Source organism: Actinomadura sp. NBRC 104412 (assembly GCF_030269515.1).
GTDB lineage: Bacteria > Actinomycetota > Actinomycetes > Streptosporangiales > Streptosporangiaceae > Spirillospora.
Map to the genome: position 1 here is coordinate 72,764 of NZ_BSTM01000017.1, position 22,291 is coordinate 95,054.

A 22,291-nucleotide genomic window follows, 5' to 3' on the forward strand; every position below is an offset into this window, starting at 1 on the left:
TGCGAGCGCCGCGGGCTGCCGCTGCTCACCGTGGACCGCTCCGGCGGCGGGAGGGCCGGCGACGACGCGGCGTTCGGCGCGATCGCCGCGCTCGTCGCCGAGGCGTCCTCGCCCGCCGTGCCGGCGCGCCGACGGGCTGCGCGGCCTCGTCCGGCTGCTGCGCGACGACGCGGGACTGGACTGCTGGGTGCTGTCGCCGCTGGCCACCGTCCTGGCCTTCGCCGGGGGCGTCCCCGCGCCCGCCGAGGTGGAACGCGTGTGGCGGCGGGTGTCGGCGGATCCGCAGCGCTCACCGATCGGGGTGGCGGGCGGCGACGGGTCGCCGCCGCGGTCGGTGCACGCGATCCGCGGCGCCCGGGGGGACGTCCGCGGCCATCTGGTCTGCCCGGGTCCCGGCACGGACACGGGCACCGATACGACCTGGGAGGCGGCGCTGCGCACGGCCCTGCCCCTCCTCGGCCTCGAACTCGACCGTGTGGACGACCGCCGGAGCGAGGAGCAGCGGCGCGTCGGCGACCTGCTGGACGCGATGGGCGGTCCCGGCGCCGACGGCACGGCCCTGGCCGCGCGGCTCCGCGCGCTTGGCGCCGACACCGGCCTGCCGATCGTCGCCGTCGCCGTCGCGATGGACGCCGCGCTGCCACGCGCGTGGATCGTGGGCGGCGCGCTGTCCGGGCGGGCCCGCAGGGTGCTGTTGTGCGAACGCGACGGCGCGGTGATCGCCCTGGTGAACGGGCAGGATCAGGCGGCCGCGATCCGGGAGGCGCTGCGCGGCCTGCCCGCCCGCTATCCGCTGGTCATGGAGGGACGGACGGTCGCGGCCGGGGTGAGTGAGGCCGAGTACGACCCGGGACGGCTGCCCGCGGCGGTGGACGCGGCGCTGCGCGGCCTGGGCTTCGCGCGCACGGGCGCGGGCCCGGTCACCGTCGTCCCGGAGGCCGACCTCGACTCGCACGGCGTGCTGCTGGACGTCCTGCCCGAGGGCGTGCGGCGCTCGTACCGTGAACGGCTCCTCGGCCCGCTGGAGGTCTACGACGCCGAGCACGGCACCGAGCTGCTGCGGACGCTGGACACCTTCCTGGAAACGGCGGGATCGTGGCAGCGCTCGGCGGATCTGCTCTACGTCCACGTCAACACGCTGCGGTACCGCATCCAGCGGATCGAGGAGATGACCGGCCGCAGCATGAACTCGATGCGCGACCGCACCGACCTCTACCTCGCGCTCCGCTGCCCGCCCGGCGACCCGTCCTAGCCGGATGGCCGGTCCGGCTCAGCCGGAGCGTTCGGCGTCCTCGCGCGGGGCGCCGCGGGTGAGAAGCGGGAACTGGCTGAGCGGCATCGGGGACCCTCCCGGCCCGGCGGTGAAGAGCTTGGCGAGCCTTTCGGGCGGGATGCCGCCGGCCGCGGCGCTGCACGGCACGCCGCCGCCGGGCGCGAGCGCCGTCGCGTTGGCCTTGATGGCGACGCTGGCCAGTGAGACGACCAGGCCCACGTCGGAGCCGGTCTCGAGGCGCACCGTGATCCATTCCCCGCGGGGCTGGATCGCCACCGTGCCTAACGAGCCCAGGACCGCGCCCAGCCGTTCCACCACCGGCCGGGTCAGCCGCAGCTCGGCGGACTCGTCGGAATGCAGGTGCAGGAACTGCCGTCCCGCGGTGGCGAGGGCGATGCCCACCCCGCAGTCCGCCCGGACCTTGGACACACCGTGCCATTCGCGCAGCCGGTCGGCGATCAGACCGGCTTGCGATGTCGCGCCACTCCCGTTGGCAGCCACACCGGCATCGTTGCGCCGATGGGGCGGGACACGGAACCGTCCGAGTCGAAATCGTTACAGTCAAGTGAGGCTTGACCGTCCCCTTGGGAATATCAGGGCAAATGTCAGGAGTTTCCGGGCGGAGGACCGTGCCGGGGCAGCCGCTCGCCGGAGCGCAGCCGGTCCAGGCCGAGCCAGATGAACTCCAGCGCCATCTGCTCGGCCCGGTCGCGCGGCGTGTCGGGATGGTCGAGCCACCACGACACCATCGACAGCATCGACCCGTACATCAGCGGGACCAGCAGCCGCGCCCGCCGCTCGTTGGCGGCGAGCGCGGACGGCGACAGCGTCGGGTCGGCGCGGCGCCGCCGCAGCAGCAGATCGGCGAACGCCGTGCCGAGACGGTCGCGCAGATCCCGCAGCTCCCGCGTCCCGGGCCCGCTGTCGGGCTTGTCGAGATGCCGGATCAGCAGCTCCCACGCGTCCGGCTCGGCGGTGGCGTAGTCGAACAGCACCCGGATCATCGCCCGGATGCCCTCGCCCGAGTCGTGCTGCGCCCGCACGGCCACGTTCAGCCGCTCGGTCAGGTCGGTGACGATCGACTCGGTCACCTCGGTGAACAGCTGCTCCTTGGAGGTGAAGTGCTGGTAGAGCAGGGCCTTGGACACCTTGGCGGCGGCGGCCACATGCTCCATCTGGGTCAGGTGGTAGCCCCGCCTGCCGAACTCGCCCAGCGCCACCCGGAGCAACTGCTCGCGCCGCCGGGCGTGCGGCATCCTCCTCCGCACGCTTGGCTCGGTCACGTGCTCACGTACTTACCCAGCTCGGTCCGTGCCACCGAACGGACGTGCACCTCGTCGGGGCCGTCGGCGAGGCGGAGCGTGCGCAGGTGCGCCCACATGGAGGCCAGGGGCGTGTCGTCGCTGACGCCCGCGCCGCCGTGCACCTGGATGGCCTTGTCCACCACGTCCAGCGCCACCCGCGGCGCGATCACCTTGATGGCGGAGACCTCGGAGCGGGCCTCCTTGACCCCCTTCTTGTCGATCAACCAGGCGGTCTTGAGGGTGAGCAGCCGCGCCTGCTCGATCGCCATCCGGGACTCGGCGATCTGCTGCTGCACCACGCCCTGCCGCGCCAGCGGCTTGCCGAACGCGACCCGCGACACGGCGCGCCGGCACATCAGCTCCAGCGCGCGCTCGGCCATGCCGATGGCGCGCATGCAGTGGTGGATGCGGCCGGGGCCGAGCCGCGCCTGGGCGATGGCGAACCCGTCGCCCTCCTCGCCGACCAGGTTCTCCACCGGGACGCGGACGTCCGTCAGCGTGATCTCGCAGTGCCCGTGCTGGTCCCAGTACCCGAACACGGGCAGCGGCCGGACGATCTCCACGCCGGGGGTGTCCAGCGGCACGAGCACCATGGACTGCTGCCGGTACGGGTGCCCCTCCGGATCGGTCTTGCCCATAAGGATCATGATCTTGCAACGGGGGTCGGCGGAACCGGTGATCCACCACTTGCGCCCGTTGATGACGTAGTGGTCGCCGTCCCGCTCGATCCTGGTGGCGATGTTGCGCGCGTCGGAGCTGGCCACGTCCGGCTCGGTCATCCCGAACGCGCTGCGGATCTCCCCGTTCAGCAGCGGCCGCAGCCAGCGTTCCTTCTGCTCGGGCGTGCCGAACAGGTGCAGCACCTCCATGTTGCCGGTGTCGGGCGCGGCGCAGTTGAGGGCCTCGGGGGCCAGCTCGGGGGAGCGGCCGGTGATCTCGGCCAGCGAGGCGTAGTCGGTGACCGAGAGGCCGTGCGCGGGGTCCTCGCTGTCGGGCAGGAAGAGGTTCCACAGCCCGCGCTTGCGGGCCTCGACCTTGAGTTCCTCGACGACAGGCGGGACGGTGTTCTCCTGACCGGCGGCCGTGAGCTCACGCCGCTGGTCCGCGTAGACCGGCTCGGCGGGGTAGACGTGCGAGTCCATGAATTCCTGCAGGCGGCCGAGGTAGTCCTGGGCCCGTTCGCTCAAACCGAAGTCCATTCCGTTAGAGTAACTGACGAGTCAGTTACTTGGGAGGTCGGGTCCTGATGGCGCCTTTCGACGGTACGGGCAGAACCGCGCTGATCACGGGTGGGGCCAACGGCATCGGCGCGGCGGTGGCGCGGCGCCTGGCCGCCGAGGGGGTGCGGATCGTCCTGGCCGACGTCGACGAGGAGCGGGGCGCCGCGCTGGCCGAGGAACTGGACGGCCGGTTCGTCCGCTGCGACGTCCGCGAACCCGCCGACAACCAGGCCGCCGTCGCCACGGCGGTCGACGCCTACGGCGGTCTGGACGTGGCCTTCCTCAACGCCGGGGTCTCCACCCACCTCGGCGAGACCGGCGGCGGCATCGGCGAGGACGGCTTCGACCTCGGCAACTACCGGCGCGCCATGGCGATCAACTTCGACGGCGTCGTGTACGGGATGCACGCGGCGCTCCCCGCGCTGCGCGCCCGCGGCGGCGGCGACATCATCGCCACCGCCAGCATGGCCGCCCTCACCGCCACCCCGTTCGACCCCGTCTACGGCGCCAACAAGGCCGCGGTCGTCGGCCTCGTCCGGGCGCTGGGCCCGCTGCACGCGCCCGAGGGCATCCGGGTGAACGCGCTGTGCCCGTCCTTCGCCGACACCGCGATCCTCGGCGAGATGAGGGCCGAACTGGAGAAGAGCGGCTTCCCGATCCTGGACGTCGCCGACGTGGTCACCGCGTTCATGGCGATCCTCAACGCGGACGGCGCCGGCGAGGCGTGGTTCGTCGTCCCCGGCCGCGAGAGCGGCCCCTTCAGGTTCCGCGGCGTCCCCGGACCCCGCTGAGCCGTTCGCCGAGCCGTCAGCAGAGTCCGCAGAGTCCGCACAGGAGAGGGCAGAGGAGAGGCACGTGCGCGCGATCCAGATCACCGAGTTCGGCGGCCCCGAGGTGCTCAAGCCGGCCGACCTTCCCGAGCCGGCCGCCGGCCCCGGGCAGGTCCTCATCGAGGTGTCCAGGGCGGGCGTCAACTACGCCGACACCCACCAGGCCGAGAACAGCTACCTGGCCGAGCAGTCCCTGCCCATGGTCCCCGGCGCCGAGGTCGTCGGGCGCACCCCGGACGGTCGGCGCGTGGTCGCCCTCACGGGCGGCGGCGGGTACGCGGAGAAGGCCGTGGCGGCGGAGTCGATGGCCTGGGACGTCCCCGGCGGGATCGACGACGTCACCGCGCTGGGCATGGTCATCCAGGGCGCGTCGGCGTGGATGCTGCTGCGCCGCAGCGCGCCGCTGGCACCCGGGGAGTCGGTCGTCGTGCACGCCGCCGCCGGCGGCGTCGGCAGCCTGGCCGTCCAGCTCGCCAAGGTGTGGGGCGCGGGACGGGTCATCGCGACCGCCTCCTCTAAGGAGAAGCGTGAGCTCGCGCTGAGCCTCGGCGCGGACGCCGCCGTCGATCCCGCCGAGCCCGACCTGAGGTCGGCGCTGATCGAGGCCAACGGCGGCAGGCGGGTCGACATCGTGCTGGAGATGACCGGCGGCACGGTGACCGACCAGAGCCTGCGGGCGCTGGCCCCGTTCGGGCGGCTGGCCTTCTACGGCATGGCCTCCCGGCGGCCGCCCGCGCCCGTCCAGCCCGCGACCCTGATGGCCCACTCGATCACGATCGCCGGGATGTGGCTCGCCCACGCGTTCCGGCTGCCGGGCGACGTGATGGGCACCGCGCTGGCCGAGCTGTTCGCCCTCGCCGCCGACGGGCGGATCCGCGTGGTCGCCGGGGGCGAGTACGGCCTGAGCGAGGTCCGCCGGGCCCACGAGGACCTGCGCGCCCGCCGCACCACCGGCAAGCTCGTCCTCGACCCGTCCCGCTGAGGCGGGACGGCCCTCACCCTCCCACGAGGCCGTTCTCGTACGCGTACACCACGGCCTGGGTGCGGTCGCGCAGCGCGAGCTTGGTGAGGACGTGGCCGACGTGGGTCTTGACGGTCTGCTCGGCCAGCACCAGCTCGGCGGCGATCTCCGCGTTCGACAGGCCCCGCGCGATAAGGCGCAGCACGTCCAGCTCGCGCGGGGTCAGCGAGGAGGTGGCGCCGGGGCTGGGACGCTGGTGGCGCCGCCTCCGCGCGAAGTCCCCGATGAGCCGCCGGGTGATGGACGGGGCCAGCAGCGCGTCCCCCGACGCGACCACCCGCACCCCGTGGACCAGGTCGGCGGCCGAGGCGTCCTTGAGCAGGAACCCGCTGGCGCCCGCGCCCAGCGCCTCGTAGACGTACTCGTCCAGGTCGAAGGTGGTCAGCACCAGCACCTTGGGACGGAGGTCCGCGGGGTCGGCGTCCTGCGCGGGCGGCTCGCCGACCAGCTCGGCCGTGGCGGCCAGGCCGTCCATCTCCGGCATCCTGATGTCCATCACGACGACGTCGGGATCGAGCTCGCGGGCCAGGTCGACCGCCTCGCGCCCGTTCCCGGCCTGCCCTATCACCTCGATCTCCGGGTCGGAGGACAGCAGCGCGGCGAGCCCGTCGCGGATCATGATCTGGTCGTCGGCGATCAGCACCCTAATCGTCACGAGAAGAACCTAACGCCTGCCGTGGACCGCGCCGTCCTCCTAAGGCGCGTCGGTGCCGTACGGGAGGCTCGCGGTGACCGCCCAGCCGCCCTCGGGGAGCGGCCCGGCCTCCATCGTCCCGCCCAGCATGGTGACGCGCTCGCGCATGCCGACCAGGCCGTGCCCGCCGCCCTGCGACTCCGCCGGGGTGCTGCGCGGTCCGTCGTCGGCGACGCCCACGTCCAGCCGGTCCGCGCCGTACCGGATCTCGACGAGCACGCGGGCGCCGGGCGCGTACCGCGCCGCGTTGCTCAGCGACTCCTGGACGATCCGGTACGCCGACAGGTCGACCCCGGCGGCCAGCGGCCTGGGCACCCCGACGACGTCGACGCTCACCGCCAGGCCCGACCTGCGGGCCCCCGACACCAGGTCGTCCAGCCTGTCCAGACCCGGCTGCGGGGCGCGTTCGGCGCCCTCGTCGTCCGAGCGCAGCAGGCCCACCACGCGGCGGGTCTCGGTCAGCGCCTCCCGGGCGGCGTCCCGCACCACGTGGAAGGTGTGCCGGGCCGCCTCCGGCAGATCGGGGATCTTGTACGGGGCGGCCTCGGCCTGCATCGCGATCACCGACATGTGGTGCGCCACCACGTCGTGCAGCTCCCTGGCGATCCGGGCGCGCTCCTCCAGGACGGCCTGCCTGGCCAGGTCCTGGCGGCGCAGCTCCTCCTGCTCGCGCAGGATCGCCTCGGCGGTGCGGCGGCCGCTCACCGCGTCCCCGAACGCCAGCACCACCAGCACCAGGCCGGCCAGGATCGCGCCGAACCAGGCGGGCATGCCGAACAGCACCGCGGGCAGGATCAGCCCGCCGATGGTGATCGCCCCGACCCCCAGCAGGGTCTCCCGGTCGCCGGCCATCGCGACGAAGAACAGGATCAGCAACTGCGCCAGGAACGCCGTGACCGGCCACGGCCAGAACTCGCCGTGCACCTGGAGGACCCCGAGCAGCAGCCCGGCCCCGGCGATCCGCCAGGCGGCCAGCGGGCGCAGCGCGACCAGCAGCAGCGGAGCCGCCTGCAACAGGCCCAGCAGCGTGCTGGACCCGGACGGACGGTGCTCGGCCGCGATCGGGATGGCGATGGAGCCCGCGGTGAGGCCGAGCCCCAGCGCCACCAGCAGCAGGAGCACTGGGATCCGCAGCCACAGCCGTGCGGGCAGCGGGACGCCACGCGGATCGTGCGGACCCGGCACCACCGCCGAGCGCGCCCCCCGCAGCAGCCGGACATGGTCGTGGTGGTCCGCCTGGCCGCGGGCCTGCTCGTGGCGCGCCGGGTGTCCGCTTCCCGGCAGCAGGGGTGATCGGTTCATCGCACTGTGAGCCTAAGACGCCGCACGGACCGGTGGCGTGCCCCGAAGGAGGGAGATCTTCACAGAACCCTGGGTATCAGACCCGGTCATGGCCATCGAACCGTGTTCATGGCATGGACAGGGGGGCCGTCTCGACGGGACGGCGCGGTGTGGCCGAGACTGCGGGGATGACGGACGATCTCAGGCATCCGCGATTCGCCCGCGCCTACCCACGGGTGGACGCCTCCCGCGCGAAGGTCGGCGGGGCCGCGAACCGCGACGAGCTGCTGGCCGGGGCGAGCGGGCGGGTCCTGGAACTGGGCGCAGGGCACGGCCCCAACTTCGCTCACTACCCGGCGTCGGTGACCGAGGTGGTCGCGATCGAGCCGGAGCCCACGCTGCGCGCCCTCGCCGTCTCCGCCGCCGCCTCGGCCCCGGTCCCGGTGAAGGTGCGGGCCGGGGTCGCCGAACGCCTCGACTTGGACGACGCCTCCTTCGACGTGGCCGTGGTCTCTTTGGTGTTGTGCTCGGTCCGCGACCCGGTTCGCGCCCTCGCCGAGCTGCGCCGCGTCCTGCGTCCCGGCGGGGAGCTGCGCTACTACGAGCATGTGCGGGCCACCACGCGCAGGAAGGCGGCGTTCCAAAGGTACGCCGACGTGATCTGGCCGTACGTGGCGGCGGGCTGCCACGTCTCCCGTCCCACCGGGGAGCTGATCGCGAGCTCGGGCTTCACCGTGCGGCGCGAGCGCCGCTTCGACTTCCCGCCCTCGCGACTGCCGAACCCCGCCAAGCCGCACCTGATCGGGCTGGCCGTACGTGACTGAGCCCCTTGCTCAACGCCGCTCAGCCCCCTTTCTGAGGGAAGGTTCGCTCCCCGTCGGCTAGGATGGACGCATGGCGGACATGCGCGCGTATCGGACGACGACGCCGGGGATCTCCCGGCGCGAGCGACGCACGTCCTGACCAGGACGGACCAGCGTGGGCCCCGGGAGCGATCCCGGGGCCTTCGTCGTGCCGGGGCCGCCACGGGTCGCTCCTCCCGCCACCGGAACCTGACGAGAAACTGGAGCCAACCATGGGGCACGACCCGTCCGGCGGCCCGCCGGACTCGATACCATCGAGCGTCCGCCCAGAGCCGGACCACGCCGAATCCACTTCACGATCGCGAGGAGTACCCGTGTCCACCGTGCCCGAGCTGCGCATCACCCTGGACGGACGCGAGCGGTCGGTGCCCGCCGGGTCGACCGCCGGCCAGGTGCTCGGGGTCGCCGGAGGCCCCGCGGGGGCGTCCCCCCAGAAGGGCGCGCGCACCGTGATCGCCGCCAGGGTCGGCGGCGACCTGCGCGACCTGGACTACCAGGTGCGCGACGGCGAGGAGGTGGAGCCGGTCGAGATCGACTCGCCGGACGGCCGGGCGATCCTGCGGCACTCGGCCGCGCACGTGCTGGCGCAGGCCGTCCAGGAGCTGTTCCCCGAGGCCAGGCTCGGCATCGGCCCGCCCGTGGAGAACGGCTTCTACTACGACTTCGACGTCCCCGAGCCGTTCACCCCCGACGACCTCAAGCGCATCGAGAAGCGGATGCGCGAGATCGTCAAGCAGGGGCAGCGGTTCTCCCGGCGCGCCGTCTCCGACGAGCAGGCGCGCGAGGAACTGGCCGGCGAGCCCTACAAGCAGGAGCTGATCGGCCTCAAGGGCGCCGCAAGCTCCGAGGACGGCTCCGACGTCGAGGTGGGCGAGGGCGAGCTGACCATCTACGACAACCTGGACGCCAAGACCGGCGAACGGCGCTGGAAGGACCTGTGCCGCGGCCCGCACCTGCCCACCACCCGGGACATCCCCGCGTTCAAGCTGATGCGCTCGGGCGGCGCGTACTGGCGGGGCAGCGAGAAGAACCCGCAGCTCCAGCGGATCTACGGCACCGCCTGGGAGTCCCGCGAGAAGCAGGACGAGTACCTGAGGATGCTGGAGGAGGCCGAGAAGCGCGACCACCGCAGGCTCGGCGCCGAGCTCGACCTGTTCTCCTTCCCGCCCGAGATCGGCAGCGGCCTGGCGGTCTTCCACCCCAAGGGCGGCATCATCCGCAAGGTCATGGAGGACTACTCGCGCCGCCGGCACGAGGAGGCGGGGTACGAGTTCGTCAACACCCCGCACATCTCCAAGCAGAACCTGTTCGAGGTCTCCGGGCACCTCGGCTGGTACAAGGACGACATGTTCCCGCCCATGGAGCTGGACGGGGCCGACTACTACCTCAAGCCGATGAACTGCCCGATGCACAACCTGATCTACCGGGCGCGCGGGCGGTCCTACCGGGAGCTGCCGCTGCGGCTCTTCGAGTTCGGCAGCGTGTACCGGTACGAGAAGTCGGGCGTGGTGCACGGACTCACCCGGGTGCGCGGCCTGACCATGGACGACGCGCACATCTACTGCACCCGCGAGCAGATGGTCGGCGAGATCAGGAACCTGCTCACCTTCGTGCTGGACCTGCTGCGCGAGTTCGGCCTGGAGGAGTTCTACCTGGAGCTGTCCACCAGGGACGACTCGGAGAAGTTCATCGGCTCCGACGAGTACTGGGACTGGGCGACCGAGGCCCTGCGGAAGGCCGCCGACGGGTTCGGCCTCGACCTGGTGGACGACCCGGGCGGCGCGGCGTTCTACGGCCCGAAGATCTCCGTGCAGGCCAAGGACGCCATCGGCCGCACCTGGCAGCTCTCCACCATCCAGGTCGACCCCAACCTGCCGGAGCGGTTCGGCCTGGAGTACCAGGCCGCGGACGGCTCCCGGCAGCGGCCGGTCATGCTGCACCGGGCGCTCTTCGGGTCGATCGAGCGATTCCTCGGGGTGCTGCTGGAGCACTACGCGGGCGCGATGCCGCCGTGGCTGGCGCCCGTCCAGGCGGTCGGCATCCCGATCGGGGACGCGCACGTCCCGCACCTGGAGAAGGTCGCCTCCCTGCTGCGCGAGCGGGGCATCCGGGTGGAGGTGGACGCCTCCGCCGACCGGATGCAGAAGAAGATCCGCAACGCGCAGAAGCAGAAGGTCCCGTACATGCTGCTGGCCGGGGACGACGACGTGGCCAAGGACGCGGTGTCGTTCCGCTACCGCAGCGGGGAGCAGAAGAACGGCGTCCCGATCGGCGAGGCCGTGGAGGAGATCGTGCAGGCGGTGCGGAGCCGCGTCCAGGTCTGACCCCCTGCGGGACGCGACGGCGCGGGAGGGCGGCACGGGAGGAAGCCCACGGGATGAGGCCGACGGGATGAGGCCGACGGGATGAAGCCGAGGAGAAGGCTCCGGCCCAACGGTCCCGCCCTCGGCCTGATCGGCGGGTACGGCGGTTCGCTGGCGCTGGTCGCGGCCGCCGTCGTCGTCCTGCTCGTGCCGCTGTTCCGCGAGGACGGCGGCGCTCCGGACGGGAGCGCCGCGAGCGGAACGTCCCCCTCGGGGACCGCCTCGGCCGCCCCCATGCCCACGGAGCTCGCCCCCCGCGCCACGCCCTCGCGGCCCGGGGGCGGGAACGCGCCGCAGGGCCAGGCGCGGGGCGGCGGGCCGCCGGGGCCCGAGCGGGACGATGGCACGGTCACCTGGTGCCCGGACGGCACCGCCTTCTACCGGGACGGCGGCACCGGGCTGGAGGTCACGATCAACGTGTCGGCCAGCGGCCTGGCGCGCGCCGAGGCGTCCCTGCGCGGGCGCCCGCCGGTCTCCCGGCAGGCCGGCGTGCGGCGGCCCGGCCCGTATACGTTCCGGTTCGGCGGGGTCACGGCCCGGATGGTCGAACGGGTGAAGGTCACCACGGTCTCGGTCGGCGTGGCGGTACAGACCTGTTACGCCCGCCCGAGGGCCTGACCCGCCGGTAACCTGCGAAATCGCTTGGTATGGGCCGTCATGATGTCTAAAGTGCTGGATCTGGCGGCTCTGTACGGCCGCCGGGGTCATCGGGGTCGTTCCTTACGGGCGGGAGGGGAACGACCCCGATGCGTGTCGGTGTCCGGGCCGTCCCGTGGCTAGTTGTACAGCTAGTCGCGGGCGGGCGCGCGCACGTCCTCGACGGTGATGTCGACGGCCGCCACGCGCAGGCCCAGCATCAGGCTGACCATCCGGGCCACGTTGCGTTTGACCTCCTTGGCCACGTCCATGACCGCGCAGCCGTACTCGACGGCCAGCCGCAGGTCCAGGGACACCTCGTTGTCGTGCGCGGGGCTGCCCGGCGCCCCGGGCTGGCCGGACGCGGGGCCGGCGGCGCGGGCGGAGGACGCGGCCACGCCCTCCACCTCCAGCGCCGCCATCGTCGCGATCTTCTCTATCACCTGGTCCTCGATGGTGATGCGGCCCTTCACCACGGCCTCCGGCGCGGCGGCGGCCGTGGCCGGAGCGGGTGGTGGTGGCCGATCGGGCGCGGGTGCCGGAGCGGACGCGGGGGCCGGGGCGGACGCGGGGGCCGGTGCGGGTGCCGGAGCGGGCGGTGGCGCGGTGCCCGGCGGTGGCGCGGCCCCGGGCGGTGCCGCAGGGGCGGGTGACATCACCGGGGCCGGCGCGGCCAGTGGCACGCCGCCGGTGGACGGCGTCCCGGACGACGGCATCCCGGGGTAGTAGGTCGCGGGTCTCGCCTCGGGGCGCTCCGGCTCCGCTCCGTTCGCCGGAAAGTGCTTGTCGAGGTCGGTCATGTCGGCTCCCGCGGTAGATCGCCCGTCCCGTCCAGGGACACCCATGGTGGCGCAGAGAAGCGCCCGCGTCGGCCGACTCGCTCCAAGTTTATTGACTCGTCCTGATTTCTGCTGTGTGCGCGGGTCGCGGCGCCGCCGGCCTCCCCGGCTTCAAGCCGTCGCGCATCCCTCTCTATGCTGCTGGTCAGGCCGTGAACCCGAAGGAGAACGCCGCCTTGAGCGCAGAGCCGGAGGAGCCCGTGATGCCGCAGGCGCGCGACGACGCGCCCGCCGATCCCGCCCAGTCCCCCGTGTCCGGGCCGGGGCCCCAGGTCGAGGAGGAGCTGGGTGGCGCCGGCGTGCCCGACGACTTCCAGCGGCTGTGGACGCCGCACCGGATGGCGTACATCAAGGGGGAGGGCAAGCCCACCGGCGCGGGCGCCGACGACGGCTGCCCGTTCTGCGAGATCCCCAAGATGAGCGACGAGGACGGCCTGATCGTGGCCCGCGGCCAGTGGGTCTACTCGGTGCTCAACCTGTACCCGTACAACTCCGGGCATCTGATGGTCGTCCCGTACCGGCACGTGGCCGACTACACCGAGCTGGACGAGGCCGAGTACGGCGAGCTGGCCAGGCTGACCCGGCGCTCGCTGACCGCGCTGCGCAAGGCCAGTGGCGCGCAGGGGTTCAACGTCGGCATGAACCTCGGCCATGTGGCCGGCGCGGGCATCGCCGCGCACCTGCACCAGCACGTCGTGCCGCGCTGGGGCGGCGACACCAACTTCATGCCGGTCGTGGGCCGTACGAAGGTGCTGCCGCAGCTTCTGCGCGACACCCGGCAGATCCTGGCCGACGCCTGGCCCGCGGACGACTGAGCGGCGCCCCCGCGCGGGCGCCGGGCGCCGCTCCGTCGTCTCGTCCTCCAGGTTTCCGGGGGCCTCCAGGTCTCCGGGGGGCTCAGTCTTCCTTCTGCTCGGCGGCCAGCTTCTCGGCGAGGTGGGACGGCAGCGGCTCGTACCGCAGGAAGGTCCGGCTGAACGTGCCCGTGCCCTGTGACATCGAGCGCAGGTCGATCGCGTACCGGATGATCTCCAGTTGCGGGACCTCGGCCTTGATCATGGTGCGGCCGCCGGGCACCGATTCCGAGCCGAGCACCCGGCCGCGGCGCGAGGACAGGTCCGACATGACCGGGCCGACATAGTCGTCGGAGACCAGCACCGACACCTCGTCCACCGGTTCCAGCAGCAGGATCGGCACCTTGGCCGCGGCGTCCTTGAGGGCGAGCGCGCCCGCGGCCTGGAAGGCCATGTCGGAGGAGTCCACCGAGTGCGCCTTGCCGTCGTACAGCGTCACCTTGATGTCGACCAGCGGGTAGCCGGCGGCGACGCCGCGCGCCATCTGCTGGCGGACGCCCTTCTCCACCGAGGGGATGAACTGGCGCGGCACCACACCGCCCACGATCTTGTCGACGAACTCGAACCCCTCGCCAGAGGGCAGCGGCTCGACCTCGATGTGGCAGATGCCGTACTGGCCGTGGCCGCCGCTCTGCTTGACGTGCCGTCCCAGGCCCTGCGCCTTGGCGCCGAACGTCTCGCGCAGCGGCACCCGCAGGTCCACCCGCTCGACCTCGACCGAGTACCGGGAGCGGAGCCGGTCGATCAGGACGTCGGCGTGGGCCTCGCCCATGCACCACAGCACGAGCTGCCGGGTCTCGGAGTTGTTCTCCAGCCGCAGCGTCGGGTCCTCGGCCACGAGCCGGCCCAGCGCCTGGCTCAGCTTGTCCTCGTCGGCCTTGGACTTGGCCTGGATCGCCACCGGGAGCAGCGGGTCGGGCATCGACCAGGGAGCCATCAGCAACGGGGAGCCGGGGTCGGACAGGGTGTCGCCGGACTCGGCACGGTTCAGCTTGGCCACCGCGCAGATGTCCCCGGCCACGCACTCCGACACCACGCGCTGCGTCTTGCCGAGGGGGGAGCTGAGCGCGCCGACCCGCTCGTCCACGTCGTGGTCCTCATGGCCGCGGTCCTCCAGGCCGTGGCCGGAGACGTGCACCGTGGTGTCGGGACGCAGCGTGCCGGAGAACACCCGGACCAGCGAGATCCTGCCGACGTAGGGGTCGGAGGTGGTCTTGATCACCTCGGCCACCAGCGGGCCCTCGGGGTCGCAGGCGATGTCCTCGGCCGCGCCGCCGGTCACAGTCGTGACGGGCGGGATGCCGTGCTCCAGCGGGGACGGGAACGCCTGGGTGATGACCTCCAGCAGCTCCAGCATGCCGATGACGGGGCCGGGGTGGTCGCCGTGCGGCACGGACGTGGCCAGCACCGGGTAGAAGCTGCCGCGCGCCACCGCGGTCTCCAAATCCTCGATCAGCTCCTTGACGGGAATGTCCTCACCGGCCAGGTACCGGTCCATGAGGGTCTCGTCCTCGCTCTCCTGGATGATCCCCTCGATCAGCGCCGCGCGCTGCTCGGCGATCTGGTCCAGGTACTCCGGCTGCGGCTCGCACTCCACCCGCGCGCCGGTGGAGTAGTCCAGGCAGCGCTGGGTGAGCAGCCCGATCAGGCCGGTGAGGCCGTCCCCCGAGCCGACCGGGAAGTAGCAGGGGAGCACGCCGTCGCCGAAGACGTCCTGGCAGCTCATCACCACGTCGTCGAAGTCGCCCCGGTTCTGGTCGATCTTGGTGATGACCACCGCGCGGGGCATCCCGACCGCCGCGCACTCCTCCCAGAGCATCCGGGTGAGGCCGTCGATGCCGTCCACCGCCGAGATCACGAACAGGGCGGCGTCGGCGGCGCGCAGTCCGGCGCGCAGATCGCCGACGAAGTCGGCGTACCCGGGGGTGTCGATCAGGTTGACCTTGATGTCGCCGTGCATGAGCGGGGCCAGCGCGAGGTTCACCGAGCGCTGCTGGCGCAGCTCGACCTCGTCGAAGTCGCTGACCGTCGTGCCGTCCTCGACGCGGCCGCGCCGCTGGACGGTGCCGGTCGCGGCGAGCAGTGCCTCGGCCAGCGTCGTCTTGCCCGCTCCCGAGTGGCCGACCAGCACGACGTTGCGCACCTTGTCGGGCCGGCCGGCCTCCGGTGCCCTGCCGGGGGCTCCCGGATGGCCTCCCTTGTCAGCCATTGACTACCTCCTCGGACGTGCCCGCGCGGGGCCGTGTGCGGTCGAGGGCCCGGCCCTGGCAGGCAGGGTCCTCCTCGTCCGAGTGCGGCGCCAAGCCACTCCATCCGACGTGCGTGACCAGCGTCACACCCGTGTCAACACCTTTTCCCGTGACGGCCAGGATCACAAGGGGTGAACCGCAAACGTCCCCTTTCTTCTCGTGGGTGAACCTCCCCACGGTGTGGCTGGTTGACGCTTCACGAATCCCGCCCCGCGTCTCGCGGGCGCCCGCTGCCGGGCGCTCGCACTACGATGGGCGCGCGCCGGGCGCCCCGCCGCGTCTCCGCTGGCGGCCCCTGCGCGATTCTGGAGTGGTCCCGGTGGGGGACCGCCCGCCTCGACACGGGATCGGACGGGGATCGGACGCGATGCTGGACACGACGCGGCTGGACACGACGCGGCAGGGCGGCCCGCGATGCTGAACAAGGTGCGGCCCGCGCTCGGCCATGTGCTCAATCCGGTCGGCCGCGCCGTCGCGCGGACCGGCATCACGCCCAACGCCATCACCGTGGTCGGCACGGCCGGCGTGCTGGTGGGCGCGCTGGGCTTCTTCCCGCGCGGGGAGTTCTTCTGGGGCACCATGGTCATCACCGCGTTCGTGCTGTTCGACATGCTGGACGGCGCGGTCGCCCGGGTCACCGGCAAGATCACCAAATGGGGCGCCTTCCTGGACTCCAGCATGGACCGGGTGGCCGACGCCGCGATCTTCTCCGGGCTGCTGGTCGGGCTGTACCGGGACGGGCAGGAGGGCCTGTCCTGGGTGGCGCTGTACTGCCTGGTCGCCGGGGTCGTGGTGTCGTACGCCAAGGCCCGCGCCGAGGGGCTGGGCTACCGGTGCGACGTGGGCATCGCCGAGCGGTCCGAGCGGCTGATCGTCGCGCTGGTCGCCGCAGGCCTCGACGGGATCGGCGTCCCGTACGTCCTGGCGCTGGCGCTGTGGGCGCTGGCCGTGCTGAGCACCGTGACGGTGGGGCAGCGGTTCGCGACCGTCCGCTCGCAGGCCCTGGCCGAGGCGGCGGCGCCGGAGGACCCGGGGGCGAGGCCCGTGACGCAGGCCGAGCCCAAGACCGAGCCCCGCGGCGTGCGCGGGCGCGGGGCCGGAAGCCGCGCGGAGCGGCGGGCGTGACCCGCGTGAGCGTGCGGCGGTCCTCGCCGGGGACGGCGCGCGACGCGCTGGTGGACGCCGCCTACGCCGCGGGCTGGACCGTGGTCCGCAAGATGCCCGAGCGGGCCGCGCGCAGGCTCTTCACCGCGATGGCCGACCGCACCTGGCACCGGCGCGGCAGGGGGGTCCGGCAACTGGAGCGCAACCTGCGCCGGGTGCTGGGCAAGGACGCCGTCGACGCCGAGGTCCGCGCGCTCAGCAAGAAGGTGATGCGCTCCTACTTCCGGTACTGGCTGGAGGTGTTCCGCCTCCCCGAGTACGACCGCGACCGGATCGTCGGCCGGATGCGGGTGACCGGCCACGAGAAGATCTTCGCCAACCTGGAGGCGGGCCGCGGCGTGATCTTGGCCCTGCCGCACATGGGCAACTACGAGCAGGCGGGCGCCTGGCTGGTACACCAGGGACACCCGTTCACCACTGTGGCGGAACTGCTCAAGCCGGAGTCTCTTTTCCAGCGTTTCGTTGAATTTCGCGAGAGTCTGGGCATGGAGGTGCTGGCGCACAAGGGCGCCTCCGCGTTCGGCCGGATGGCGCAGCGGCTGCGGGACGGGCGGCCGGTCTGCCTGGTGGTCGATCGCGACCTCACCGAAAGCGGGATCGATGTGGAGTTCTTCGGCGCGACCGCGCGGATGCCCGGCGTCGCGGCGGCGCTCGCCGTGCAGACCGGCGCCGCGCTGATCCCGGTCACCCTGTGGTACGAAGGCGAGTACTGGGCGGCGCGTGTCCACGACGAGGTCCCGGCGCCGGAGACCGGCACCAGGCAGGAGCGGGTGCGGGCGATGACGCAGGAGGTCGCGGCCGTCTTCGAGGAGGGCATCGCCGCCCACCCGGAGGACTGGCACATGCTCCAGAAGGTCTGGGTGGAGGATCTGGGGGAGGCCGGCCGGTGAAGATCGGCATCGTCTGCCCGTACGAGTGGGACGTGCCGGGCGGCGTCCAGCAGCACATCCGTGACCTGGCGGAGGCGCTGATCGGCCTCGGCCACCAGGTGTCGGTGATCGCGCCGGCCGACGACGACACGCCGCTGGAGCCGTTCGTGGTGCCGGCGGGCCGGGCGGTCCCCGTGCCCTACAACGGCTCCGTGGGACGGGTGGCGTTCGGGTTCCTGTCGGCGGGCCGGGTCCGGCGGTGGATCAACGAGGGCGGGTTCGACGTGCTGCACGTCCACGAGCCCGCCGCGCCGTCGCTGGGCATCCTGGCCTGCTGGGCGGCGGACGGCCCGATCGTGGGCACCTTCCACGCCTCGTACCAGAAGTCGCGGCTGGTGTCGGTGACCGCGCCCATCCTGCAGAGCGCCCTGGAGAAGATCACCGGCCGGATCGCGGTGTCGGAGGCGGCCCGCAAGACGCTGGTGGAGCACCTGGGCGGCGACGCGGTGCTGATCCCCAACGGGGTCGCCACCGAGCGGTACGCGATGGCCGACCCGCTACCGGGCTGGAAGGGCCGCACGGACGGGGAGGACGGCGCCCGCGACGGCTCCGGCGGCGCGCTGGGCTTCCTCGGCCGGATGGACGAGCCGCGCAAGGGGCTGCCGGTGCTGCTGCGCGCGTTCGAGATCCTGGGCCGCGAGCGTCCGGGGCTGCGGCTGCTGCTGGCCGGGCCGGGCGACGCGAGCGACGTGCGGGCGAAGGTGTCGCCCGAGCTGCGCGACCGGGTGGTGATCCTGGGCATGGTCAGCGAGGAGGACAAGGTCCGCGCCTACCACTCGGTGGACGTGTTCGTGGCGCCCAACCTGGGCGGGGAGAGCTTCGGGATCGTGCTGGCAGAGGCGATGTCGGCGGGGGCGCCGATCCTGGCCAGCGACATCGAGGCGTTCGACCGGGTGCTGCTGGGCGGCCGGGCCGGGGCGCTGTTCCCCGTCGGGGACCACAAGGCGCTGGCAGCGGCGGCGGGCGAGCTGCTGGACGATCCGGCCCGGCGCAAGCAGCTCTCGGCCGAGGCGCGCGCCGCCGTCCGCCGCTACGACTGGTCCGCGGTGGCGCGGGACGTGCTGCGGGTGTACGAGACCGTGGCGCTGGACGGCACCGGGGTCGTCGAGTCCGGTCTCGGGGCCTGATGGCCGGGACCATGCTCTACGACTGGATCATCGACGTCCTGTTCTGGGTCGCCGTCGCCTTCCTCGTCGCCGTGTACGTCTCCTGGCGGGCGACCCGGCTGGACCGCCTGCACGTCCGGGTGGAGACGGCGCGGGCGGCGCTGGACGCGGCTTTGGTGCGGCGCGCGGCGGTCGCGCTGGAGCTGGCGGCCTCGCGGCTGCTGGACCCGGCCACCAGCCTGGTGCTGGCCACCGCGGCGCACGAGGCCCGTACCGCGGACGCCGAGTCGCGCGAGTTCGCCGAGAGCGATCTGTCCCGTGCGCTGCGCGCGGTCGTCGACCAGCCCGACTTCGCCGACACCCTCAAGGCCAAGGGCGACGGGGAGGTGGTGCTGGACGAGCTGGGCGGGGCCGCGGCCAAGGTCGTCTACGCCCGCAGGTTCTACAACGACGCGGTGGCGCAGGCGCGGACGGCCCGGCGCAAGACGCTGATCCGGGTGCTGCCGCTGGCCGGGCGGGCGCCGCTCCCGGACTTCTTCGAGATCGACGACGACCCGCCGCTGGCCCTGCGCGGCTGACCCCCGCCGCTCACGGCGCGATGGGCGAGTCGACCGGAGGGTAACCGAACGCCCCCTCTCCGGTGACGCCCACCAGGCCGGTCAACGGGGTTGAACCCGGACAAAGCTCACGTCCGTATTCGCTACCCTCGGGCCCATCCGCCAAGGGAGGGTAAAGCGTGCGTAACGTACGGTCACCGCTGCGGGGCCAGGGGACCCCCGGACGCGTGGGGGCCGGGGTCGGCGCCCTGGTCCTGGGGTGCGCCCTGGCGTCCTGTTCGAGCGCGGGACCCGAGCCGGCCATGCCGCCCAGCGCGGCGGCCCCGCAGGCCGGCGCGTCCACGACCACCGCTCCCGCCACCCACCCCTTCACGGGCGGCCGGCGGGGCGTGGACAACCCGGTGCTCGCCGTGAAGATCGAGAACACCCGGAACGCGCTGCCGCAGACGGGGGTGCGCTCGGCCGACATCGTGTACGTGGAGCAGGTCGAGGGCGGCCAGACCCGGCTGATGGCGGTGTACTCGTCCAGGCTGCCCGCGCGGGTGGGGCCGGTCCGCAGCGCCCGCATCTCCGACCTGCACATCCTGCCGCAGTTCGGGCGCCCGGCGTTCGCGTTCTCCGGCGTCCAGAGCAAGATGAAGAAGTACGTGGCGCAGGCCCCGGTGTACGACATCTCCGAGGAGAAGGCGGGCGGCGCCTACTACCGCTTCGGCCCCAAACCGGCCCCCTACAACCTCTACGCCGACCCTGAAGCCCTGCTGAAGCGCGCTCCCAAGGCCGAGGGGCCGCGCGACATCGGTTTCCGCTTCGGCGAGGCCCCACCGGGCGGCACGCCCACCAAGACCTTCACGGCGCGCTGGCCGTCCACCCGGATGGCCTTCACCTGGTCGGCCAAGCAGAAGCGGTGGCTGGCGTCCCACGACGGGCGCGTGGACACCGCGGCCGAGGGCGGCGTGCTCGGCGGGCAGACCGTCGTCATCCAGTACGCCCGGACCACCCGGTCGCAGTTCCACGACTTCCTGGGCAACTACACCCCGGAGATCAAGACGACGGGCACCGGCCGCGCCATCGTCCTGCGCGACGGCAGGTCCTACGAGACGACCTGGTCGCGGCCGTCGGAGGACCAGGGGACGACCTTCACCACCGCCGACGGCAGGCCGATGACGTTCGCCCGCGGCCAGGTCTGGGTGGTGCTCGTCAACGACGGCAAGCCCCGCATCCCCTAGCGCGTCCCCTGGCAGGGCAGTCGGCGCCGGGCCGCCGGGGGTGGCCGGTCCTGGAATAGGACGAGCACGCAATACGATGGACTTTCCGACCCATCATCAGTTCACGTGAGGTAGGCCCGTGTCCACTCCCACTCCCGCCACCCCGGCCAGCAGCGAGACCGCCAGCGCGCCCGCCACCGGGACCGCCCGGGTCAAGCGCGGCATGGCCGAGATGCTCAAGGGCGGCGTGATCATGGACGTGGTCACGCCGGAGCAGGCCAAGATCGCCGAGGACGCCGGCGCGGTCGCCGTGATGGCCCTGGAGCGGGTGCCCGCCGACATCCGCGCCGAGGGCGGCATCTCCCGGATGAGCGACCCCGACATGATCGAGGGCATCATCTCCGCGGTGTCCATCCCGGTGATGGCCAAGGCCAGGATCGGGCACTTCGTCGAGGCCCAGGTGCTGCAGTCGCTCGGCGTCGACTACGTGGACGAGTCCGAGGTGCTGACCCCGGCCGACTACGAGAACCACATCGACAAGTGGGCGTTCACCGTCCCGTTCGTGTGCGGCGCCACCAACCTGGGCGAGGCGCTGCGCCGCATCACCGAGGGCGCGGCGATGATCCGGTCCAAGGGCGAGGCCGGGACCGGCGACGTCTCCAACGCCACCACGCACATGCGCAGGATCCGCGCCGAGATCCGCCGCCTCCAGTCGCTGCCCGAGGACGAGCTGTACGTCGCCGCCAAGGAGCTCCAGGCCCCGTACGAGCTGGTCAAGGAGGTCGCGGAGCTGGGCAAGCTGCCGGTGGTGCTGTTCACCGCGGGCGGCATCGCCACCCCGGCGGACGCCGCGATGATGATGCAGCTGGGCGCCGAGGGCGTGTTCGTCGGCTCGGGCATCTTCAAGTCCGGCGACCCGGCCAAGCGCGCCAAGGCCATCGTCGAGGCGACCACCTTCCACGACGACCCGGACGTGATCGCCAAGGTGTCGCGCGGCCTGGGCGAGGCCATGGTCGGCATCAACGTCGCCTCCCTGGGCGAGGACCAGAAGTTCGCCCACCGCGGCTGGTGAGCCCGGAGGCCCGCGCACGCGCGCGGGCTGACCGGATGGTTACTTCGGACGCACTCCCGCCCGCCGCCCTCCCCAACCCGCCCGCCAGGGTTTACGCTGGCACGCGCGGTCGCAGGGGGAGGAGCGGGCCCCGGGCGTCAGGGCGGCCGTGGAAGGGACGTGCTCATGGCGTGGTCGGTCGCGCTGGCCTGTGCGAGTTCCGGTGATCCCGCGGGGGTCTTCCGGCCGGGTCTGGGCCCCGACCCCGATCCCGAGGCGGCGGCGCGGCTGGCCCGCGGGCTCTACCCCGCCGCCACCCTCACCGAGACCGGCGACACCGTCCTGGACTTCGCGCTGTGGCCGTACGAGGACGAGCTGTTCGTCGGCGCCTTCGACCGCGCGCTGCTGGTCTGCGACCGGCGGCTGTTCGGCCTGGACGAGGACGCCCGCAGGATCGCCGACCGGACCGCCGCGGCGCTGCCCGGCGCGCGCTGCGGGGTGCTGGTCCTGCACAGCGTGATCTCCGGCTGCTGGTTCCGCTGGTACGAGGCGGGCGCGCTGCGCCGCGACGTGTTCGTCACCGCCGAGGACGGCGTGGTCGTCGACCAGGGCGCCAGGCTCGCCGCCGAGGCGCCGTTCTGGAAGGCCCTGGACGACCTGGGCGGCGACGGGCCGGACGGGGCGCGCGACGTCCCGCTGCCGTTCGACCAGGAGGAGTTCGGGCTGGCGCTGGCCGAGGCGCACATGTTCGGCCGCGGCATCGCCGAGCGCGGCGACGACGGCTTCCTCCCCTTGGAGCTTCCGCTACGCCGGTTCAAGCTGAGCTGACGCCCCGTCGCAGCCTGCCGCGTG

At 73.0% G+C, this 22,291-nt stretch carries 21 protein-coding genes; 14 read left to right on the forward strand and 7 right to left on the reverse strand.

What is annotated here, in order from left to right; all coding sequences use genetic code 11:
• Positions 1–529: 529 nt before the first annotated feature.
• On the forward strand, positions 530–1,252 hold the full coding sequence (locus QSK21_RS36370) for a PucR family transcriptional regulator (protein ID WP_502871586.1): 723 nt from the start codon (positions 530–532) through the stop codon (positions 1,250–1,252).
• An 18-nt stretch (positions 1,253–1,270) separates the two neighbouring features.
• Here the strand turns inward: QSK21_RS36370 and QSK21_RS21445 are convergent, their stop codons facing one another.
• The 3 genes from QSK21_RS21445 to QSK21_RS21455 form a co-directional block, all read right to left on the reverse strand.
• The gene (locus tag QSK21_RS21445; RefSeq protein ID WP_285698315.1) at positions 1,271–1,774 is read right to left on the reverse strand and encodes a luciferase domain-containing protein; all 504 of its coding nucleotides are present in this window, start codon (positions 1,772–1,774) and stop codon (positions 1,271–1,273) included.
• A gap of 104 nt (positions 1,775–1,878) precedes the next feature.
• The gene (locus QSK21_RS21450) at positions 1,879–2,556 is read right to left on the reverse strand and encodes a TetR/AcrR family transcriptional regulator (protein ID WP_285698316.1); all 678 of its coding nucleotides are present in this window, start codon (positions 2,554–2,556) and stop codon (positions 1,879–1,881) included.
• Complete coding sequence (locus QSK21_RS21455; RefSeq protein WP_285698318.1) at positions 2,553–3,776, reverse strand: acyl-CoA dehydrogenase family protein; 1,224 nt, start codon at positions 3,774–3,776, stop codon at positions 2,553–2,555. The genes QSK21_RS21450 and QSK21_RS21455 overlap by 4 nt, the downstream gene beginning before the upstream one ends.
• Before the next feature lie 47 nt (positions 3,777–3,823).
• On the opposite strand from QSK21_RS21455, the gene QSK21_RS21460 reads away from it, so the two are divergent.
• Together QSK21_RS21460 and QSK21_RS21465 are read left to right on the forward strand one after the other, a co-directional pair.
• On the forward strand, positions 3,824–4,588 hold the full coding sequence (locus tag QSK21_RS21460; protein ID WP_285698319.1) for an SDR family oxidoreductase: 765 nt from the start codon (positions 3,824–3,826) through the stop codon (positions 4,586–4,588).
• Positions 4,589–4,652: 64 nt separating this feature from the next.
• Positions 4,653–5,609: a quinone oxidoreductase family protein gene (locus tag QSK21_RS21465; protein ID WP_285698320.1), complete on the forward strand. Its 957-nt coding sequence runs from the start codon at positions 4,653–4,655 to the stop codon at positions 5,607–5,609.
• Between the two features lie 13 nt (positions 5,610–5,622).
• Here the strand turns inward: QSK21_RS21465 and QSK21_RS21470 are convergent, their stop codons facing one another.
• Together QSK21_RS21470 and QSK21_RS21475 are read right to left on the reverse strand one after the other, a co-directional pair.
• On the reverse strand, positions 5,623–6,303 hold the full coding sequence (locus QSK21_RS21470) for a response regulator (RefSeq protein ID WP_285698322.1): 681 nt from the start codon (positions 6,301–6,303) through the stop codon (positions 5,623–5,625).
• A gap of 39 nt (positions 6,304–6,342) precedes the next feature.
• Positions 6,343–7,644 carry a sensor histidine kinase gene (locus QSK21_RS21475; protein ID WP_285698324.1) on the reverse strand — a complete coding sequence of 434 codons (1,302 nt, stop codon included), beginning with the start codon at positions 7,642–7,644 and terminating at the stop codon, positions 6,343–6,345.
• A gap of 167 nt (positions 7,645–7,811) precedes the next feature.
• Here QSK21_RS21475 and QSK21_RS21480 point away from each other — a divergent pair, with 167 nt between their 5' ends.
• From QSK21_RS21480 to QSK21_RS21490, 3 genes are all read left to right on the forward strand, one after another.
• Entirely contained in the window at positions 7,812–8,447 is a 636-nt protein-coding gene (locus QSK21_RS21480) for a class I SAM-dependent methyltransferase (RefSeq protein ID WP_285698325.1), read from the forward strand.
• Between the two features lie 353 nt (positions 8,448–8,800).
• Positions 8,801–10,810 carry a threonine--tRNA ligase gene (gene thrS / locus QSK21_RS21485; protein WP_285698326.1) on the forward strand — a complete coding sequence of 670 codons (2,010 nt, stop codon included), beginning with the start codon at positions 8,801–8,803 and terminating at the stop codon, positions 10,808–10,810.
• Between the two features lie 81 nt (positions 10,811–10,891).
• Positions 10,892–11,467, forward strand: coding sequence for a hypothetical protein (locus QSK21_RS21490; RefSeq protein WP_285698327.1), 576 nt, complete (start codon positions 10,892–10,894; stop codon positions 11,465–11,467).
• A 170-nt stretch (positions 11,468–11,637) separates the two neighbouring features.
• Here the strand turns inward: QSK21_RS21490 and QSK21_RS21495 are convergent, their stop codons facing one another.
• On the reverse strand, positions 11,638–12,285 hold the full coding sequence (locus QSK21_RS21495; RefSeq protein ID WP_285698328.1) for an Asp23/Gls24 family envelope stress response protein: 648 nt from the start codon (positions 12,283–12,285) through the stop codon (positions 11,638–11,640).
• A gap of 215 nt (positions 12,286–12,500) precedes the next feature.
• On the opposite strand from QSK21_RS21495, the gene QSK21_RS21500 reads away from it, so the two are divergent.
• Positions 12,501–13,139: an HIT family protein gene (locus QSK21_RS21500; RefSeq protein ID WP_285698329.1), complete on the forward strand. Its 639-nt coding sequence runs from the start codon at positions 12,501–12,503 to the stop codon at positions 13,137–13,139.
• Between the two features lie 82 nt (positions 13,140–13,221).
• Here the strand turns inward: QSK21_RS21500 and QSK21_RS21505 are convergent, their stop codons facing one another.
• On the reverse strand, positions 13,222–15,387 hold the full coding sequence (locus QSK21_RS21505; protein ID WP_285698330.1) for an elongation factor G-like protein EF-G2: 2,166 nt from the start codon (positions 15,385–15,387) through the stop codon (positions 13,222–13,224).
• 454 nt (positions 15,388–15,841) lie between these two features.
• Between QSK21_RS21505 and pgsA the strand changes: the two genes are divergently transcribed.
• The 7 genes from pgsA to QSK21_RS21540 all read left to right on the forward strand — a co-directional run bounded on the left by pgsA (position 15,842) and on the right by QSK21_RS21540 (position 22,267).
• Positions 15,842–16,552 (forward strand): phosphatidylinositol phosphate synthase, encoded by a 711-nt coding sequence (gene pgsA, locus QSK21_RS21510; protein ID WP_285698332.1) that lies wholly within the window; start codon positions 15,842–15,844, stop codon positions 16,550–16,552.
• 92 nt (positions 16,553–16,644) lie between these two features.
• Positions 16,645–17,481: a phosphatidylinositol mannoside acyltransferase gene (locus tag QSK21_RS21515; protein WP_285698429.1), complete on the forward strand. Its 837-nt coding sequence runs from the start codon at positions 16,645–16,647 to the stop codon at positions 17,479–17,481.
• A complete protein-coding gene (locus QSK21_RS21520; protein WP_285698333.1) occupies positions 17,478–18,647 on the forward strand; it encodes a glycosyltransferase family 4 protein in 1,170 nt (389 codons plus the stop codon). Before QSK21_RS21515 ends, QSK21_RS21520 begins: the two co-directional genes overlap by 4 nt.
• Positions 18,648–18,658: 11 nt before the next feature.
• On the forward strand, positions 18,659–19,204 hold the full coding sequence (locus QSK21_RS21525) for a LemA family protein (protein WP_285698431.1): 546 nt from the start codon (positions 18,659–18,661) through the stop codon (positions 19,202–19,204).
• Positions 19,205–19,362: 158 nt separating this feature from the next.
• Complete coding sequence (locus QSK21_RS21530) at positions 19,363–20,409, forward strand: DUF3048 domain-containing protein (RefSeq protein ID WP_285698334.1); 1,047 nt, start codon at positions 19,363–19,365, stop codon at positions 20,407–20,409.
• A 118-nt stretch (positions 20,410–20,527) separates the two neighbouring features.
• Positions 20,528–21,460, forward strand: coding sequence for a pyridoxal 5'-phosphate synthase lyase subunit PdxS (gene pdxS / locus QSK21_RS21535; protein ID WP_285698335.1), 933 nt, complete (start codon positions 20,528–20,530; stop codon positions 21,458–21,460).
• A 165-nt stretch (positions 21,461–21,625) separates the two neighbouring features.
• Entirely contained in the window at positions 21,626–22,267 is a 642-nt protein-coding gene (locus QSK21_RS21540) for a DUF6928 family protein (protein ID WP_285698337.1), read from the forward strand.
• Positions 22,268–22,291 lie beyond the last annotated feature (24 nt).